Source organism: Acidobacteriota bacterium, assembly GCA_018001935.1.
In the GTDB taxonomy this organism is placed as follows: domain Bacteria; phylum Acidobacteriota; class JAAYUB01; order JAAYUB01; family JAAYUB01; genus JAGNHB01.
Genome location: JAGNHB010000018.1, coordinates 47,136 through 66,081, shown reverse-complemented (window position 1 = coordinate 66,081; position 18,946 = coordinate 47,136). Strand labels below are relative to the sequence as shown.

Below are 18,946 nucleotides of genomic sequence, written 5' to 3'. Positions count from 1 at the left end.
ATTTTCCATCGGGGTTGGGATCGGGGTCGCTGTCGCAATCGGGATCGAGGTCGGAATCAAAGGACGAAAGGACCAAAGGGACCAAAGGGACGCAAAGGACGGCCAGGGGCTGACGATGAGGGAGACGGGATCGGAGGCTGCGACGACGGCGACAGCGACGACGGCGACAGCGATACCCACAGCGATGGCAATGCCGGTTACGGTCTCGTTGCATCCGGCACCGGCTTGTCGCGGTCCTTTTGGTCCTTTGGGTCCTTTTGGTCCTTTCGTCCTTTCGCCTCGAAACCGCCGGTGACAGCGAAACCAACCCCGAAGGAAGCACCGGTGAGCGACGAATGACGGTCGTTCGATGGTGTCCGCGGAACATCGAAAAAGACGGAGGGCCCCATGGGGTTTTTCAAGCGCGACTACGAGAAGGTCTCCGAGGCGCCCACGCACCCGGCGTCGCCGGCGGCGGGGCGGCCCCGCTTCGACGTGGCGGACCTCTACCAGGGCCCCGTGGACGACGGCCGCGCCGCGGAGCCCGGCGCGGTGCCGCTGGACGAGAAGTTCCGCCAGGTGTACTTCTGGGTCACCAACCACGCCATCATCAGCCCCCACTACGATATCGAGTACAACGACACGCCGCCCCTCTCCTACGAGTTCGGCGACGCGAAGGTCACCGTTCGGCTTCCGAGCGACCAGAGCTACTCCAGTTTCGTGCTGCTGCCCCTCCTCACCCTGGCGGTGCGGCGCCGCTGCCTGCTGGTGGGCGGCCCCGGGCGGGGGAAAACCGCCATCGCCATCCTCATGGGCGTCCTGTCGGGCTACTCGTTGCGGGAGATCCGGCGGGCCATCCAGCACGGCCAGCCCCAGATGACCGTGGCGGACCTCCTGGGCAACCCCCTCCCCAGCTCCATGGTGAGCGCCGCCAGCAACGAGGACATCCGCATCGCCTGGCGGAAGTGGCTCGGGATGCGCATCAAGATCATCGACGAGTACAACCGCATCCCCACCCGCACCCAGTCCGCCCTCCTCACCGTCATGGCGGACAACTACGCCGAGATGTACGACCAGGTCTTCGAGTGCCCCGAGGCGGCCTGGTACCTCACGGCCAACGACGACGCCGGCGGCGGGACCTACCAGGTGATCGAGGCCCTGCGCGACCGTATCGACGTGGTGGTCCGGGCCCTCCACTTCAACACCCGTTTCCTCGGGGAGCTGCTGACGCGCCTCGAGGAGAACGTCCGCCCCGAGGAGGTGGTCCCGTCCCGCCTCGTCTTCACCGAGACCGAGCTGGACGCCGCGGAGGCCCAGGTCCGCGCCGTGGGCTTCCCCGCCCCGCTCCTGAAGCGTCTGGAGTTCTTCGCGGGGCACTTCGAGTTCTTCGAGCCCGCCGCCCACCAGGTGGAGTACATGACCAAGGACACCGTCAAGCTCGCCGGCGCCGACCTCGTCGCCCTCGCCGCCGGGGAGACCGGCCGCGACCGCGCCGTGGACCTGGGCGGCCAGACCTTGAACGGCCTCTCGGTGCGCGCCCTCATGACGGCCCTGGCCTACGTCAAGGCCGCGGCCTGGTTCCGGGGGAGACCCAGCGTCGACTTCGAGGACGTCCGGCAGGTCCTCCCCTTCGTCCTCCAGGACAAACTGGTGCCCAACCCCGAGAGCCCCTTCTTCGAGCAGGGCCGCAACGCCGCCCTCCGGACCGACCGCGTGAGCTGGATCCGCAGCCTTTTCGACGCCGCGTGCAAGGAGTACGACCGCCTCGACCTCGACCGCGCGGACCCGCTGACCCCGCTGGAGGAGGAGTTCGGCAGCGGCCTCGTGGGGGTCGCCGAGGGCGACGTGCGCAGGCGCCTGGCGAAGGTGGAGAAGGTGCTCCGGGAGTGGAGCGCCTCCCGCAAGCTCTACGGCCACATGTACGACCGGATCCTGAAGCTGAAGTACCTCCACCAGCGCTACACCAACTACCTGCGCTGGCTGAAGTGGAAGCCGTGATCCACCCCGTCTTCCAAAACGTCCTCGCCCGGGACCGCGACGCCTTCAATGCACGCTTCGCCGAGGCCCGGGAGCGTTGGCCCGGACTCGACGCCGGGGAGTACCTGGAGCACCTCCGCGGCCCGGTGGACCGCCTGGTGTCGGCGGCCGCCGGCGGGGGTCTCCCCAACCTGGACGCGCTGGTCCACGCCCTCTGCGACGTCTCCCTCGACCTCTTCGCCCTGCGGCTGCTCGGTCCCCGGGCCGTCTCGCCCCTCCCCGCCCGGGCCTGGGAGACGGCCCTGCCCCGGCTCCTGCCCCACCTGGCGGCGGCCCCGCGGCAGGTCCTGGCGGCGGTCTTCAACGGCGCCCTGGCGGTGGCTGAACACGGGCGACCGGCGTTGGAGCGCTGGACGGCGGCCCTGGCCGGGGTTTCCCCCCTGGCCCGCAACCCCGGCGAACTGCTGGCGGCGGGGCAGGTCCTGGCCTGGACCGTCGGTCTCGCCCACTATCGCCCGTCGGCCCTGGCGGTGTGCCGGACGCTCCCCCCGCCGCTGCAGGCCGCGGTCCTGGGGACCCCCGGCGTGGACGAGGCCGGGGTGCGCCGGGCGCTGGAGGGCCTGTGCATCAGCCGGTGGTACGACCCTCGCCGACCGGGGCCCGCCGAAAGCCTGGCCCTCCGGGTCATGGCGCGAACGGGCGCCTTTCGCGGCTTCGGCGGCCCCTTCGCCCGCCCGCCGTGGGTGGCCGCGGACGGCCGCCGCCTCCTGGCCACCGACGGCGAAACGGTCCGGGAAATCCACGCCGACCACTTCGGCTGCACCCTCACCCGGGCGGACGACCCGGTCCCGCCCCGGCCGTCCGGGACGGCGGTGGCGGCCCACCTTCAGCCCGGGGGCCGGGTGCGCTTCCGGGGCCTGGAAGCGTGCGTCCCCGAGCTGTCCGGCGCCGGCACCGCCGCCGCCGACGGCGAGACCCTGGCGGTGGCCCTGGAACGGAGCCACGTCGTGTGGCTCCTGGCGGCGGTGCCGGCGTGAGGGCGAAGGACGCCGCGCTCGCTTCCCTGCAGGCCGGGTGGGAGGCGTGCTGGCCGGCGGCCCTGGCGGCCTGGAGCCCCTTCCTGCGCCTGAGGCCGCCCACGTGGCGCCTGAGGGAGGAGGACGAGGGGATCTACGATTCCATCGCCATGATCCGGCTCCTCGACCACACCGTGGTGATCAACCTCCGGAAAATCCAGGAACTGGGACTGGACCAGCGCGACCCCGCCATCCCGGCCCACGAAGCCGGTCACCACGCCCTGGCCACCGCCATCCTGGCCCACGAGGCGGGGCACCACGCCCTGTGCCCCGCCGACCTGGCCGACAACGGCCGCCTCCTGGCCCGCATGCGCGCGGGCCTCCCCACCCGCGAGGCCTTCGCGGGACTGGCGGCCAACCTCTACGCCGACCTCCTGGTCAACGACCGTCTCCAGCGCGGCGCCGGCCTCGACATGGCCGCCGTCTACCGGGCGCTCAGGGGCAAAACGAGGGAAGACGACCGGCTGTGGCGCCTCTACATGCGGATCTACGAGGTCCTGTGGGCCCTGCCGGGCGGGACGCTGGCGGCGGCGGGGCCGCCCGACCCCGCCCTGGAGGTGGACGCCGGCCTCGGGGCCCGGGTCGTCCGCGTCTACGCGAAGGACTGGCTCAAGGGCGCTGGCCGCTTCGCCGCGCTGCTGCTCCCCTACTTTCTGGAGATACCGGAGCAGGAAGGCCTGGGCCGGGGGCGGATGATCTGGCTCGACACCGCGCAGGCGGGCGCCGGGATCGAGGTCCCCGACGGCCTGGCCGAGATCGAGGCGGACGAGGAGGCCGCCGTCCACCCCGCCGAGGACCCGCTGGTGACGGGGGAGGCGGCGGCCCCCGAGAAGGCGCCCGTGGCGGGTGACGGGAAGGAGACCGTGGGCGGGGTGAAGACGTACCGCGACCCCGAGGCGTACACCGCGCTGATGCGGGGCCTCGGGGTGGACGTTCCCGAGCAGGACCTGGTCGCCCGCTACTACCGGGAGCGGGCCATTCCCCACCTGATCCGCTTTCCCGTCAAGGTCCTCGGGAAATCCATGGAACCCCAACCCGAGGGCGTGGACGTGTGGGACACGGGCCGAAGCCCCCAGGAGATCGACTGGGTGGAGACGGCCGTCCGCAGTCCGGTGGTGATCCCCGGCGTGACCACGGTCCGGCGGCTCCACGGGGCGGTGGAGGGCCCCGAGCCCGCCCGGGTCCCCACCGACCTCTACCTCGGCATCGACTGCTCGGGCTCCATGCTCAACCCGGCGGCGCATCTCTCCCACCCGGTCCTGGCGGGCGCCATCGTGGCCCTGTCGGCGCTGCGGGCCGGGGCGCGGGTGATGGCGTGCCTCTCCGGCGAACCGGGAAAATTCCACCAGACCCGCGGGTTCATCCGCAACCCGGCGGAAGTCCTGGAGGTCCTGGTCAACTACCTCGGCACCGGCTACGCCTTCGGGGTCCTCCGGCTGGAGGATGCGTTCCTGAAAGGGCCGCCCCCCCGCAATCCCGTCCACGTCATGGTGGTGTCCGACCACGACATCTTCCACATGCTGGAGGACGCACCGGACGGCTGGGGGGTCGCCGCCCGGGCCCTGGCGGCGGCGAGGGGGGGCGGCACCTTCGTGCTGCACATGCCGGAGTCTTACGCATCGCCCGAGGTTCAACGACTCCGGGAGCAGGGCTGGAACGTCCACTTCGTCAACACCCAGGAGGAAATGGTGGACTTCGCCCGCGCCTTCGCCCGCCGACTTTACAGGAAGTGACGGGCGCGAAACCGGGGGAAGCCACAAAGAGAGCAGAAACCGCAAAGAAAGCAAAGAGAGCAAAGAAAGCAAAGAAAAAGAGAGAAGAAAGCAGAGAGTGGGGAGAATGGGAATGATGGGATGAATGGGATAAATGGGATAAATGGGATGAATGGGATGAATGGGATGAAGGGGATGAAGGGGATGAAGGGGAGCGATGAGAAGAAACGGATCACGGTGCGGGATCCCCGAACCGGACCGCGGAGAAAAAGTGGCCGCCCACCCTGTCCTTTGGGTCGTTTTGGTCCTTTAAGTCCTTTCGTCCTTTCCCGGAAAACCAGAACGCCCTCGAGCGGTTGATTTCCGGCCTGTCCTGTTTCTTCGCGGGAATTCGGTCCGCCTTCCCGACAAACAAGGGGCGGTTCTCTTTCGTGCGGTTTGCGGTTCCGTTTTCAAGTGTTTCGTGGTCGCTGTTTCGTGTGGTTCTTGGTTTATACTCCGAGTGAGGTTGGCATGCTTCCTGAGATGTCCCTGGACCGCCTGATGCACCGACTGAGCGAGTGCCCCCCGGACTTCCTGGCGGAGCCCTGCCTGCGGGGGAAGGGCGCCGTCCGGGTGGACGCCGTGGTGCACGACCTGGTCCTCGACCTGGCGGGCGTGTCACTCTCCGAACTGGAACTCCGCGCCTTCACGGGGCCTGGCAAGGGCGACCGCGACTGGCTCCGGCTGGTGCTGGTCGGCTGCTGGCTCCTGGCGGACGAGAGCCTCCGGCAGCCACCGCCCCCGCCCGCCCGCGTCCAGGCCTTCCTCGACGATCGCCTGAGGGAACTGGCGACCGTGGTCAACGCCGACGCCTTCGTCGGGGACCCGGACCGTCGGGAGGAGCTGGTTCGCCTCTGCCTGCGGTCGCTGGGGATCGAACCGCCGGGCGAGACGATGGAGCAGGCGGCGGACCGCCTCGCCACCCTCGACAGCGTCCGCCGGGCGCAGCTCATCGAAGCCACCCGGGCCCAGCAGGAGCGGGCGCGGGAACTGCGGGAACGCCTCCGGGCGGAGAAGGCCCGGGAAGCCGCCGCCCGGGCCGCGAGCGACTGGTAGAGGCGATTGGTCTCTGAACAACCCTGGACGAGGATCGTTTCCTCGGTTTCACGCAAAGGCGCGAAGACGCAAAGCTTCGCAAAGGTCCCTCTTTTCCCGGTTCCGACTTTGCGAGGCTTGGCGGCTTTGCGCCTTCGCGAGAGGTTGAGATCGCCTGTTTTTTTCTGGTGAGTCCGCGTGATCCGTATTCATCCGTGGTGCTTTTCCGGTTCATCCGGGTTGGGATAGCGAGGCAAGGCATGGAGACGGAACAGTTCATCCCCGCTGAGCAGAGAGAGCGAAACCCCCTGATCACGGTCGGGGCCTGGGAGCGGCTCCGGGGGATTCTCCAGCACCCCGACGCCCCGGCGTGGAACTTCGCCACCGGCGACCGGCTGCTCCCGGGAGACCTCCCCGCCGTGGACGTCGTGCGCCGGTCGATCCGGGAAGGCCGCCGCCCCGGCGACGGCCGCCCCCCGGCCGCGATCCGCGCCTGGGCGCGGGCGATGCGCCGCCGCTCGCCCTGGTTCGCGGACGCGCTGCCGAAAGGGCTGAATCTGGCCCGCGACTGGGCCCGGGTACCCACGATGCGCCGTGCGGACCTCGCCGCCCGCCTCGAGCGGATCGTTCCCCGCGACGCCGACCTTTCCCGCCTCATCACCTACGAGACCTCGGGGGTGACCGGCCACGCCCTCTACGTCCCCCACCACCCCGTCACCATGGCGACGAACCACGCCTTCCTGGAATTCGTGCTGGAACGCCACGGCGTCCGGCTTTCCTTCGACGAGACGGTCACGGCCTGCGTCAACCTCAGCGCCCACCGAACCACGGTCGTCTTTGCCACCGTCTTCGCGGTATGGGGCAACGCCGCCTTCGCCAAGGTCAACCTGCACCCGCATGCCTGGACCCCCGCGGCGGCCCGCCGTTTCCTCGCGGACCTTGCGCCCCTCTTCCTGACGGGCGACCCGTTGGGATACGCCCGGTTGCTGGCCTGGGAAATCCCGGTGAAGCCCGCCGCCATGATCAGCTCGGCGGTCGCCCTGGATTCCGGCCTGAAGCGGCGACTGGAGGACGCGTACGGCTGTCCGGTGATCGACACCTACGCCACTACGGAGACCGGCGTCATCGGCTACGCCGCCCCCGACGCCCCCGGTTTCACCCTCCTGCCCGCCGACCTCTACGTCGAGATCGTGGACGCGGACGGCCGACCCGTCCCCGAGGGTGAACCGGGCGAGATCAGCGTCACCGGCGGGCGAAACCCCTACCTCCCACTGCTCCGTTACCGGACCGGCGACGTCGCCCGCCTCTCCTGGAGCGACCCGCCGGGGGCCGACCCCGTCCCGCGCCTGCTGGACCTCCAGGCCCGGGCCCCGGTGACGTTCCGCGCGGCGGACGGCAGCCGGGTGGGGCCGGTGGACATCGGCCGGGTCATCCGGGAGTGGATCGTCCTGCAGCACGCGTTCGTGCAGCACCGCGACGGGTCGTGCACCCTCGCCCTCCGCCCCGCCCCGGGCTGCCCCCTGGACCCCGCCGCCATCGCGAAGCGGCTCCGGGCGCTTTTCGGGAAGGGGGTCAGGATCACCGTCCGCATCGACGAGCGCCTCGGTGACGACCAACCGGGCGGAAAGGTGGTCCCGTTCTGCTCCGAACTCGACCCCGCCTGACCGCCGCCGGGTTAGGCTGTAGGCTATAGGCTGTAGGCTGTAGGTCCGGAGGGGTTCCCATCGAGGTCGGTATCGGTATCGGGGTCGGTATCGCAATCGCTATCGGTATCGCAATCGCCGTCGCAATCGCCGTCGCAATCGCAATCGCAATCGCAATCGCATGCGCTGTCGCAGCCGCACTCGCACGCGCTGTCGCACTCGACCGGGGACGCGCTCGCGACCGGGATCGGCGGCCCCCTTGTCGACTACAGCCCGCAACCCTCGATCTTCTCCCTTCCTTTTGCAGTCTTCCTTTGCGATCTTTGCGCCTTTACGAGATCAAGATCCGGGTCGGCTCTCGCCAAGGCGCCAAGATCGCGAAGGAAAACGAATCGCCAGGGAGGCGGCACGAGCGCAGGAACGGTCAACGTTGCGGGCTTTTCAGACCGGTTGAACAAGCCCTCGACTCTGGGGTACAATTCGGACAGGCGCGGCCGCCGGGAGCCGCCCGGCGTGAAATCCGGGATCGCGGCCGCCCACGGGGAGGAAATCCCGGTCATGCACGACGACGCGCCCGACCTCGCGGGGCACGAGGAACTGTTCGGCGACTACGCCTTCGGGATGGACCTGGAGCGCCTGAGCCGGCCCCTGGTGCTGCCCGCCGCCCTGGCCTCCCTGGCGGCCTGGATCCCCTTCCTCCTGGTGGACCGCCATCTCTTCCCCGGCAACGACCTCGTGACCGCCCTGAGGCTCGGCCTCACCGTCGTCGGGGCCGGCGTCCTCGCCCTGCTGGCCCTCCCCCGGGTCCGCGAGAACAGCCACGTCCTCCTCCTGGCCCTCTTCGCCTACCTGAACCTCTCGGCCGGCGCCATCCTCGGGCTGGTGGGCGGCGACCCCGTGTACCTCGGCGGCTTCAGCATCATCCTGCTGATCCTCCCCATGGCGCCCCTGGGCCGCAAGAATTCCCTGTGGCTGATCGCCCTTTCCATCGCCCTCTTCGCCGCCCTTGGCCTGTGCCGGGGGATGCGCTTCGACACCCCCCAGCGGCTCTACGGGCTGTTCAACTTCGCCGAGGCGACGCTCATCGCCGTCGTGGCGGCCGTTCTCCTCGAACGGGCCCGCCGCGACAACTTCGTCGCCCAGCAGACCATCCACCTGAGCAACATCCAGCTCCAACGGGTGCAGCTGAAGCTCATGGAGGCCAACCGGAGCCTGGAGACCACGGCCGACGAGCTGCGGCGGACCAACGAGGAACTTCGGCAGGTGAACGACCTCAAGAGTTCCATCCTCGCCGTCGCCGCCCACGACCTGAAGAACCCGCTCCAGGTCGTGACCGGGTTCTCGAAACTTCTCCGGCGGCGGATCAAGGAAGACCGGAAGGGGATCGAACAGCTGGAGATGATCATCAGCGCCTCCGAGAAGATGGTGACCCTCATCAACGAGCTGCTGGACACCGTGGTCATCGACACCGGCCGCCTCCAGCTGGTGGAGGAGGAACTGCTCCTGGGGCCGCTGGCGGAGTCGGTGGTCAGCCTCAACCGGCCGCTGGCGGCGCGAAAGGGGCAGACCCTCGTGCTGGAGCCCGGGGAGGGGTGTCGCGTGCGGGGGGACCGGCTGCGCCTCCAGCAGGTCATGGACAACCTGGTGAGCAACGCCGTCAAGTTCTCGCCGCCGGGGGGGGTGATTTTCCTGCGGCTGTGCCGGGAGAACGGGGAAGTCCGCTTCGAGGTCCACGACCGGGGGCCCGGCCTGTCGGAGGGCGACCGGGAGCGGGTCTTCGGGCGATTCCAGCGCCTCAGCGCCCGGCCGACGGGCGGCGAGCACTCCACGGGCCTGGGGCTCTCCATCGTCAAGGACCTGGTGGAGCTGCACCGGGGGAGCGTGGAAGTGGAGAGCGAGCCGGGCCAGGGGGCGGTGTTCCGGGTCCGCATCCCCGCCCTCCCCGCCCCAGCACCTCCCCCCCCGCCCAATCCTGAGTGAACCACAGAATACGCAGAATAAGCAGAAAGAGTTATATTATCTATTTTTTCGGTCTATCTGAGAGACGGAGATGGTGTCATCGGAAGGCCATCACGGTTCCCCGTTCGTGCTCCCGTTTTGGCGTCCCTTCTCCGGGTCGGTCCGGATGATGCGTTCGTATTCCACAAGGGGGAAATGCCCGAAATTGACAAGGTAACCGACGGTCATGCCGGAAACTTTCAAGTAATTGTGAAGCTGGGCACGATACTCGGGAATCAGCGCCGAGACCGCTTTGAGTTCCACCACAATCTGGCTGAAACACAGAAAATCAGGTTGATATTTCCTCTTCAAGCGTCGCTTCTTGAAATCGATGGTGAGGTTCGGGTTCGCCTCGAAGGGAATTCCCCGGTCTTCGAACTCGTACTCGAGGCACTCCTGGTAAACAGCCTCAAGGAAACCACACCCCATCACCTTGTACACTTCAAACACGGCACCCAGGATTGCGTATCCCTCGTCTTTCAAAGGAAAACCGTCCGAATCGGAAGCACTCTGCCTGACCCCCATCATCCACCTCCTCTTCCTCAAGTTCTTTTCACACCCTCCTCCGGCCCACTTCCCACATCTTTCAAATCTCTTCCACCCCCTTCACGAATTCTCTTCTCATCTCTGGCATCACCTCTTTCCATCCTCAAACCCTATAATCGCTACACTTCTACATCTGCGTGTTCTGCGTATTCTGCGGTTCAGAACAGATCATCGCCGACGGGAAGAATCATGACCTCAGGGCAATCACTCCCTCCTATATCAACGTTTCTGCGGAAGAAATTCCGAGTTTTTTTTCGGGTTTTGTGCGGCTGTTCTTACTCGGCGGTAAAGTCGGGGGCGAGGGCGGCGATCTTGTGGGCTAATTCGTTTAATGCAAACGGCTTGTGGATGGTGTCCTGCGCGCCCAGGTCCAGGAGCGACCGGACCCGGCCGTCAATCTGGAAACCGGAGGCAACAATGACCCGCACGTCCGGCCGGATCTTTCGCAGCTCGAGGAAAGCCTCCCGCCCGGACATCCGCGGCATCACCACGTCCAGCAGGACCACCCGGATCTCCGCGTGCCGGGCGCGGAAGACGTCCACCGCCTCCAGGCCGTCCCCGGCCAGCAGGACCGTGTACCCGCAGTACTCCAGGAAGGCCTTCGCCGCGTCGCGGATGGCCTTCTCGTCATCCACCACCAGGATGGTCCCGGTGCCCCGCGGGAGGGGCTCCTCCTCCCCGGCCCCCGCCCCGCCCGCCTTCTCGCCCGCCGGGACGGGGAAGTACACGTTGAAGGTGGAGCCGATGCCGGGCTCGGAGTAGACGTCGATGAAGCCGCCGTGCTGCTGGACGATGCTGTAGACCGTGGACAGGCCGAGCCCCGTGCCGACCCCTTTCTGCTTGGTGGTGAAGAAGGGGTCGAACATCTTGGCGATGATCTTCGAACTCATCCCCACGCCCGTGTCGCTGATGCTGACCACCCAGAACGCCTTCAGCTCCCCGGCCTCGGGGTGGGTGTAGCAGAAGATCTTGTCGGAGAGGATTTTCCGCAGGGACACCGTCAGGGTCCCCCCCGGCGGATCCGTCTCCGGGCGCATGAGGGTCATGGCGTGGGAGGCGTTCACGCAGAGGTTGAGGAGGACCTGCTCCACCTGCGTGGCGTCCGCCCGGACCCGGGCCGCTTCCGCGGGCGGGGACCACCGGATCCCGATGGACTTGTCGAAGGTGTTCTCGCAGAGGGTAATCACGTTGGACACCGACACGCCGAGGTCCACGCTCTCGAAGGCCAGTTCCTGCTGCCGGGACAGGGTCAGCAGCCGCTTCACCATGTCCGCCGCCCGTGCGGAAGCCTCCTCCATGACCCGGAGGTGCGGCTCCAGTTCCTGGACGCCGATGGACGATTTGCCGCGGTACTTGAACTTGATGACCGACAGCGTCCCCGAGATGCCGCCCAGGACGTTGTTGAAGTCGTGGGCGAGCCCGCCGGCCAGGGTGCCGATGGTCTCCATCTTCTGGGCCTGCCGGAGCTGGGCCTCCGCCTGCTTCATCTCCGTGATGTTGGTGACCAGGGCGAAGGAGCCCCGCCGGCGGCCGTCCGGGTCGAAGAGGGGCGAGGCGTTCACCAGGCAGTGGACGGGGGTGGTGTCGGGCTTGATGAGCGTGAGGGCGTAGGAGCCCGTCTTCCCCTTCGCCCGCCTCCCCACCTCCTCCTGGAAGCTCTCCAGGTCCTCCTGGCGGATGAAGTCGAAGAAGCTCCGGCCCAGGAGTTCCTCCCGGGGGCGGCCCATGATCCGGCACAGCTCCGGGTTCACGTCCAGGACGATCTCCTGCTCGTCCACCTCGATGAAGCCTTCCTGGGCGGTCTCCAGGAAGGTCAGGAGCCGCTGCTCGCTCTTGCGGACCTGCGCCTCCGCCCGCTGCCGCTCGAGGACCTCCCGGTTCAGGACCCGGTTGGTTTCCTCCAGTTCGCGCGCCCGCCGGCGGATGTGGCGGACCCGCAGGCGGTAGAGCCCGAAGACGGCCAGCACCAGCACGGCCGCCGTCAGGACCCGGAAGCCGGTGGTCCGCCAGAAGGGTGGCACGACGACGACCCGGACGGACACGCCCTCCGGGTTCCAGACGCCGTCGTTGTTGCAGGCGATGACCCGGAAGGTGTACTCGCCCGGGTCCAGGTTGGTGTAGGTGGCCGTCCGGTGGCCGGCATCGGTCTGGACCCAGTCGGCGTCGAACCCCTCCAGGCGGAACTTGTACCGATTCCGGCCCGGTGCGGTGTACTCCAGGCCCGCGAATTCGAAGGCGAGGTACTTGTCGGCGTGGGAGAGGACGATCTCCCGGGTCTCCGAAAGCGGCCGGGGAAGCGCGGCTTCCCGGTTGAACACCCGGAACGAGGTCAGGACCACCGGCGGCACGTGGGGGTTGTCCCGGACGTTCCGGGGGAAGAAACTCGTCATTCCCCACAGCCCGCCGAAGAACATCTCCCCGTCCGCGCCCCGGAAGAAAGCCCCCCCGTTGTAGGCGTTGTTTTTCTCCCCCACGGGGACCGTGTAGGCCCGGGCCTCCCCGGTGGCGGGGTCGAACCGGGCCACGCCCCGGGGGGAACTGACCCAGAGCTTGCCGTCGCCGTCCGCCAGGACGCCGGACACCAGGTCGGACGGGAACCCCGTGTTCTCCGAGTAGCTCCGGAAGGTGCGGGCCTTCACGTCGAACCGGTTCAGGCCGCCGCCCCAGGTCCCGACCCACAGGACGTCGGCGTGCCCGGAGGGGTCGCGCTCGATGCAGGTCACCCGCCCGTTGCTCAGGGATGCGGGGTTGCCCGGGTCGCTGGGGAAGTGCTCGAAGACGCCCGTGCCGGGATCGAAGCGGTCGAGCCCCTCCCAGGTCCCCACCCACAGCTTCCCGCCGCCCGCGGGAAGAAGAGCGTACACCTTGTCGTTCCCCATGCTCAGGGGGTTGCCCGGGTCGTGCAGGTAGCGGACGCACGCCCCGGTCGCCTTGTCGAAGCGGTTCAGCCCGCGGTCCCGGGTCCCGACCCAGAGGTACCGGTCGGGCTCGACCGGGTCGTCGATCACCCGTTGGATCTCGTCGGAGCTGAGACTCGCGGGGTTCGCGGGGTCGTGGAAATGGCGCCGGAACACCCCCGTGCGGTCGTCGTAGCGGTTGAGGCCCCGCATGGTCCCGACCCAGAGCGTCCCCTGGCCGTCCTCGTAGAGGTCGAGGACGTAGTTGAAACTGAGGCTGTCCGGACGGGCAGGGTCCCGGAGAAAGTGGGTGAAGACGCCCGTCGCCCGGTCGTACCGGTCCAGGCCCTCGGTGGTCCCGATCCAGAGGGCGCCCCGGCGGTCCTGCACGATGTCCCTCACGGTGTTGTGGATCAGCGAATTCGCTTCACCCGGCCGCTGGAGCACGGCCGTGAACATCGGGGCCTTGTTGTCGGCCTTGTTGATGCCGCCGCTCCACGTCCCCACCCAGAGGACCTGGGAACGGTCCTCGCAGAGGGAGACGATCATGCTGTCGTTGAGCCCGGCGGAGAAGAAGGGGTTGTGGAGGAAGCGGACGAAGCCCGGCGGGTCCTCCACCCGGAGGTTGAGCCCCTTGTCGGTGCCGACCCAGAGCCGGCCGGCGGAGTCGCGGAGCAGGACGTTGACGAAGTCGTCGCTGAGGCTCGCGGGGTCCTGCTCCACCTTCCGGAACACCGTCACCGCACCGGTCCGGAGGTCGAGCCGGTTGAGACCGCCCCCGAGCGTTCCCGCCCAGAGGGTCAAAGGGTCGGTGAACGCGATGGCCTTCACGTGATCGTGGCTCAGCCCCCCCGGGCCGGCCCGGAAGTGGGTGAAGCGGTTGAGCCGGACGTCGAAGCGGTCCAGGCCGCCGGCGGTGGCGACCCACAGGACGTTGCCGCCGCTCCCCGGCTGCTCGAGGATGCCGTTGACCGTGTCGTGGCCGAGGCTCCCGGGGTCGTCCGGGAGGTGGCGGTAGGTGGTGAACCGACGCCGGTTGACCTCCAGCCGCTGCATCCCCCCCTTGAGGGTCCCGATCCAGAGGAAGGGGGAGGAGGCGGCGCCCCCCTCGAGGAGCGCGGTGACCTGCCCGTCGCTCAGGCTGTTGGGGTTGGGGGGGTCGGGCAGGAAATGGTCGAAGGCCCCCGACTCCGGGTCGAGCCGATCCAGGCCCCGGGTCCCCGCGGCGGCCCAGAGGTTCCCCCGGCGATCCTCCAGCAGGGCGTGGACGGCGTTGTCGGCCAGCGAGCCCGGGTCGGCGGGCCGGTGCCGGTAGTTGACGAAACGGTAGCCGTCGTAGCGGTTCAGGCCGCCCTCGGTGGCGAACCACATGAACCCCTTCCGGTCCTGGATGATGCAGGTGACCGAGACCTGGGAGAGCCCCTCCTCCAGGGAGAGGTGGTTAAACAGCAGGTCCTTGCCGCGGGCGTGGATCAAGGGCGCCCACAGGAGGGCCCCCACCAGGGTGAAAAGAGCGGGAAGGGCGAAGCGGGCGGGCCCGGACGGCTCCGGGCAGCCGGGGATTCGCCCGCGCCGGCTTCCCGGGCGGCGCCCCGGAACCGTGGGATACCCGTTCTCGTTCGGTTGAGACATCGGCGCCCCTGTCGAGTCAGTCTGACGGCCCGGTAAAGCGTATTCATCTCTCACGGAGGCACGGAGAAATGCGAATCGGATCTGACGGGCTCAACAATCGTAAGGGTTCTTCCCCGTGTCTCCCTGCCTCAGTGAGATCAGAATCCGGGCTATTGCAGGCCCGAAAGTTACCGCGGCAAAACGGAGCCGCGACCGAGAAATGGTGGCAACTGCAAAATCTTCAACCGCTTGCCTACGCGCGCGGCGCTGACGGGTTTCCCGTCGGCCCAACCGCCACCCCGTTTTACAGATACGGCCGGTGACCGGTCAGGGATTCACGCCCTGCCCCGATTCCCGAAAAATCGCCCGGACCCCTCCCGGCCCCCGTCCCGGTTTACGTCGCCGGGGCCAGCCGGCCGGGCCCGCACCCCTCGCCGCCCGGGCCGTCACGGCACGAGCACCACGCGGAAGCCCGTGTCGTTGTCGGGGTCGGTGGGGGGCAACCCCCACCGGGTGGCGGGCCGGAGGTCCGAAGGGCCGTCGGCCCAGCCGCCGCCCCGGATCGCCCGCCGGTCGCCGGTCGCGGGGCCCGCGGGGTCCGTCGCCGCCTGGTCGGACGGGTAGACGTCGGTGTAGAAGTCCCCGCACCACTCCCAGACGTTCCCCAGCATGTCGTGAAGACCCCAGGCATTGGGCTTGAGGGACCCCACGGGGTGGGTCCGGCCCTGGGCGTTGGCGGTGTACCAGGCGTGGGACGGGAGCTGGGACTCGTCCCCCGCGAAGGGCCAGCGGGTCGGGGCGCCCGTCCGGCAGGCGTATTCCCACTCCGCCTCCGTGGGGAGCCGGTAGACCCGGCCCTCTTTCCGCGACAGCCACTCGCAGAAGGCCCGCGCGTCGTTCCAGGTGATGCAGACCACCGGGTCCTGTCCGCTCTGGGGAAAGCCGGGGCTCTGCCAGGACACCCCGGCGGTGGGGACCCAGTCCTTGCCGTTGCTGGCGAAACCCGTCCCGCTCACTTCCGCCTCGGAGCGGTACCCGGCCGCCAGGGCGAACTGGCGGAACTGGTCCACGGTGACCTCCGTGGTCTGGAGGAAGTAGGGTTTCGTGAGGCGGACCGCGTGGGGGGGGCCCTCGTTGGGGTCCTCCTCCGACCCCATCTTGAAGGCGCCGGGCCCGACCCAGACGAAGACCATCCCCAGGGAGTTGCGGAACGGCCTGCCCGCTTCCGGGAAGAGGGTCGCGTCGGCGACGGACGGGCCGGCGGCGGGAACGGCGGTCCCCGTGGCGGGCGAAGCCTCGGGCGCAGCGGGGGCGCCGGCCTGTCCGCCGGGCCTGAACACGAAGAAGAAGACTATGCCCAGGACAATCGCCAGAGCCGCCGCCGACCAGGCCAGGGCTTTGACCCGGCCGCGGCGGACGGGGGGCGCGGCCCGGGTCGAAAGGGTGGTCTCCGGGGGACCTGCGCCGACCAGGGGGACCGGGGAGGCCCGCTTCATCGCCGCCGGCACGCCGGGGTGAAGGGCGGGGGCGGCACGAGGGTCGCGGATCGTGGGGCTCACCTCCGGCGGGCTCGGGACCTGGGCCCCCATCGCCGTTCCCTGCAGCGGCGGGGGGGTCATCGGCGGCGGCGGGACGGTCGGCGGCGGGGGTGTCATTGACGGCGACGGCCAAGGCGGCGGGCCGGCCGGTGCGACCGGCGGCGGGGTCGGCAGACGGGGCGGCGTGACGACGGTGGCCGCCAAGGCGGAGGAGGGCTTCACGATGGTGGCCCCGTTGTGACGTGAAGCGGGCCGGGCCTCGCGGGCCAGGGCCCGGGCGAACTCCGCGCAGGTGGGGAAGCGCTCGTCGGGTTTCTTGGCGAGGGCCCGGAGCACCACGGCCTCGACGCCCGGCAGGATGCCGGGGTTCCACCGCCCGGGCGGTTCCACCGGCCGGGTCTCGTGCTTGAGCATCACCGTTTCGGTGGACTCCCCCTCCTCCTGGATGAAGGGCGGACGCCCCGCCAGCATCTCGTAGATCACGCACCCGAAAGCGTAGACGTCCGAGCGCCGGTCCACGAGACGAGGGCGGAAGATCTGCTCGGGGCTCATGTAGTGGGGCGTCCCGATGGACGCCCCCGTCCGGGTCCGGCGCTCCTCGCCCAGCATGAGGGCGATCCCGAAGTCGGCGAGCAGGGGTTTCCCCGCCCGGTCCAGCAGGATGTTGGACGGCTTGACGTCCCGGTGGACGAGCCCCCGCTCGTGGGCGAAATCCAGGGCGTTGAGGACGGGCAGGGCGTACCGCGCCACGTCCGGCGCCGCCATGGGGCCGCCCCGGCGGAGGTGCGCCTCCAGGGACTCCCCGTCGATGAACGGCATGACGATGCAGTGCAGCCCCCGCTCGACGAAAAACTCGTGGATGGACAGGACGTTGGGGTGATCGAGCCGGGCCATGTTCTGGGCTTCGGCCCGGAACCGCTGCCCGAAGCCCTCGTCCGCCGCCAGGACCTCGGACATGACCTTCATGGCCCGGACCTGGTCCAGCAGCGTCTGGCGGGCCTTCCAGACCGTGGCCATCCCGCCCTTTCCGACGAAGGCCTCCAGCTGGTACTCCCGGATCATGTCGCCGACCTGGGGCATAAACCATCCTGACCCGAGGGGGTGGACACGGGCAACCGGGCGATCCAGGACCGCCCGCCCCACGACCCGGGGCGGTTCCAAACCTTGAACGGCCCGGCCCCCGGGCATTCCCCCCCTTTTCGATCGATCCTACGGGCCTATTATACCCGGAGACGGCCCCGAAAATCGAAGAGTTTGCGGGAGGGCCCCCAGAAAGTGTCCGCTTTCGGGACAGCCCGTCCCGGAACCGGACACCCCTTCCGGCGGAGTCCCCGTTCGCAGGCGAATCGCTTTCCGTATGTTCTGCGTATTCCGCGGCCTGGGACCGCAGAATACACAGAAGGCGCAGAAGGCGGGATCGATTGTCTAAACTTCACGTTTTTCACATTTAGAGAACTTCGGGTGGCGGAGGCGGTCTGAACCCGGAATTTGACGGCGGCCGAGAGAGGGGGTCGATGCCCGGTTTTTGGCACGGGATCTGCGTATTGAGACGTGCGGGGGTGAGACATGGACATTCAACATCGACCGGCAAAGGCGAAGAAGCGGATTCGGCAGATCGCCGTTTTCCTCCTGGTGGGAGGCGCCGTGGCCGCGGGGGCGTGGTTCGTGCTGCGGATGAAACCCGCGGTTCCCTCGGTGGAAAGGGCGTCCGTCTGGATCGACACCGTCCAGCGCGGGCGGATGCTGCGGCAGGTCCGCGGCGTGGGCACCCTGGTCACCGAGGAAGTCGCCCTGGTCCCGGCCCTGACGTCCGGGCGGGTGGTGCGGATCCTGGTGAAACCGGGGGCGCGGGTGAGCGCCGACACCGAGATCCTGGTCCTGAGCAACCCCGAACTCGAGGAGACCGTCGTGGACGCCCGGATGCAGCTCAAAGCCTCCCTGGCGGAACTCAACAACCTGCAGGTCCAGCTGGAGAGCCAGCGGTTGACCCAGCAGGCGGTGGAGGCCAGCGCCCTGTCCGACTTCAGCCAGGCCAAGCTGCAGGCCGACGTGAATTCCGAGCTTTCCCGGGACGGTCTCATCTCCGACGTCGAGCTCAAGCGCTCCCGCCTCCGGGCCGAGGAACTCAACACCCGCCACGCCATCGAGGTCAAGCGGCTGGCCATCGGCGCCGACGCCATGAAGGCCCAGCTGGAGGTCCAGCGCGCCCGGGTTGAACAGGTCCGCGCCCAGTGCCGGATCCGGGAGGAGCAACTGGCCGCGTTGCGGGTGCGGGCCGGCATCGACGGCGTGATCCAGGAGGTCCCCGTGGAAGTCGGCCAGCAGGTAGTCGCCGGCGCCAATTTGGCCCGGGTGGCCAACCCCGGCCGGCTCAAGGCCGAGATCAAGGTCCGGGAAACCGAGGCCCGCGACGTGGCCGTGGGCCAGCCCGCCACGGTGGACACCCGCAACGGCGTCATCCCCGGGCGCGTGGCCCGGATCGACCCCGCCGTCCGCAACGGCACGGTGACCCTCGACATCGCCCTCGAGGGTGAACTGCCCAAGGGTGCGCGCCCCGACCTCAGCGTGGACGGGACCGTGGAGATCGTCCGCCTCGACGACGTGGTGTACGTCGGCCGACCCGCCTACGCCCAGGAGAACGGCACGGCGAGCGTCTTCCGCCTCGAGGGGGACGGCACGGTTGCCGTCCGGGTTCCCGTCACCTTCGGCCGCACCTCCGTCAACACCATCGAGGTGGTTCGCGGCCTCAACCCCGGCGACCGGGTGATCCTCTCCGACACGGCCCGCCTGGGCGACGCGGACCGGATACAGCTGAAGTAGGCTGTTAGGCTGAAGGCTGTTAGGCTGAAGGTCCGGGGATCTTCCCATCGGGGTCGGAATCGGTATCGGTAT

General features: G+C 68.9%; 10 protein-coding genes. 7 read left to right on the top strand and 3 right to left on the bottom strand.

Annotation, left to right across the window (positions count from 1 at the left end):
• The first annotated feature begins 387 nt into the window (after positions 1–387).
• The 6 genes from KA419_09320 to KA419_09295 all read left to right on the top strand — a co-directional run bounded on the left by KA419_09320 (position 388) and on the right by KA419_09295 (position 9,444).
• Positions 388–1,977, top strand: coding sequence for an AAA family ATPase (locus tag KA419_09320; GenBank protein ID MBP7866136.1), 1,590 nt, complete (start codon positions 388–390; stop codon positions 1,975–1,977).
• The gene (locus tag KA419_09315) at positions 1,974–2,993 is read left to right on the top strand and encodes a hypothetical protein (GenBank protein ID MBP7866135.1); all 1,020 of its coding nucleotides are present in this window, start codon (positions 1,974–1,976) and stop codon (positions 2,991–2,993) included. The genes KA419_09320 and KA419_09315 overlap by 4 nt, the downstream gene beginning before the upstream one ends.
• The gene (locus KA419_09310; GenBank protein MBP7866134.1) at positions 2,990–4,765 is read left to right on the top strand and encodes a VWA domain-containing protein; all 1,776 of its coding nucleotides are present in this window, start codon (positions 2,990–2,992) and stop codon (positions 4,763–4,765) included. The genes KA419_09315 and KA419_09310 overlap by 4 nt, the downstream gene beginning before the upstream one ends.
• Positions 4,766–5,257: 492 nt before the next feature.
• Positions 5,258–5,842 (top strand): hypothetical protein, encoded by a 585-nt coding sequence (locus KA419_09305; GenBank protein ID MBP7866133.1) that lies wholly within the window; start codon positions 5,258–5,260, stop codon positions 5,840–5,842.
• A 239-nt stretch (positions 5,843–6,081) separates the two neighbouring features.
• Positions 6,082–7,485: an AMP-binding protein gene (locus KA419_09300; protein MBP7866132.1), complete on the top strand. Its 1,404-nt coding sequence runs from the start codon at positions 6,082–6,084 to the stop codon at positions 7,483–7,485.
• Between the two features lie 492 nt (positions 7,486–7,977).
• Positions 7,978–9,444, top strand: a complete 1,467-nt coding sequence (locus tag KA419_09295) for a HAMP domain-containing histidine kinase (protein ID MBP7866131.1) — start codon at positions 7,978–7,980, stop codon at positions 9,442–9,444.
• 90 nt (positions 9,445–9,534) lie between these two features.
• Here KA419_09295 and KA419_09290 read toward each other — a convergent pair whose 3' ends face one another.
• The 3 genes from KA419_09290 to KA419_09280 all read right to left on the bottom strand — a co-directional run bounded on the left by KA419_09290 (position 9,535) and on the right by KA419_09280 (position 17,134).
• Positions 9,535–9,987, bottom strand: coding sequence for a GxxExxY protein (locus KA419_09290; protein ID MBP7866130.1), 453 nt, complete (start codon positions 9,985–9,987; stop codon positions 9,535–9,537).
• Between the two features lie 296 nt (positions 9,988–10,283).
• Positions 10,284–14,537 (bottom strand): PAS domain S-box protein, encoded by a 4,254-nt coding sequence (locus KA419_09285; GenBank protein ID MBP7866129.1) that lies wholly within the window; start codon positions 14,535–14,537, stop codon positions 10,284–10,286.
• Between the two features lie 425 nt (positions 14,538–14,962).
• A complete protein-coding gene (locus tag KA419_09280; protein MBP7866128.1) occupies positions 14,963–17,134 on the bottom strand; it encodes an SUMF1/EgtB/PvdO family nonheme iron enzyme in 2,172 nt (723 codons plus the stop codon).
• Positions 17,135–17,620: 486 nt separating this feature from the next.
• Here KA419_09280 and KA419_09275 point away from each other — a divergent pair, with 486 nt between their 5' ends.
• On the top strand, positions 17,621–18,874 hold the full coding sequence (locus KA419_09275) for an efflux RND transporter periplasmic adaptor subunit (GenBank protein ID MBP7866127.1): 1,254 nt from the start codon (positions 17,621–17,623) through the stop codon (positions 18,872–18,874).
• The last annotated feature ends 72 nt before the right edge of the window (positions 18,875–18,946 follow it).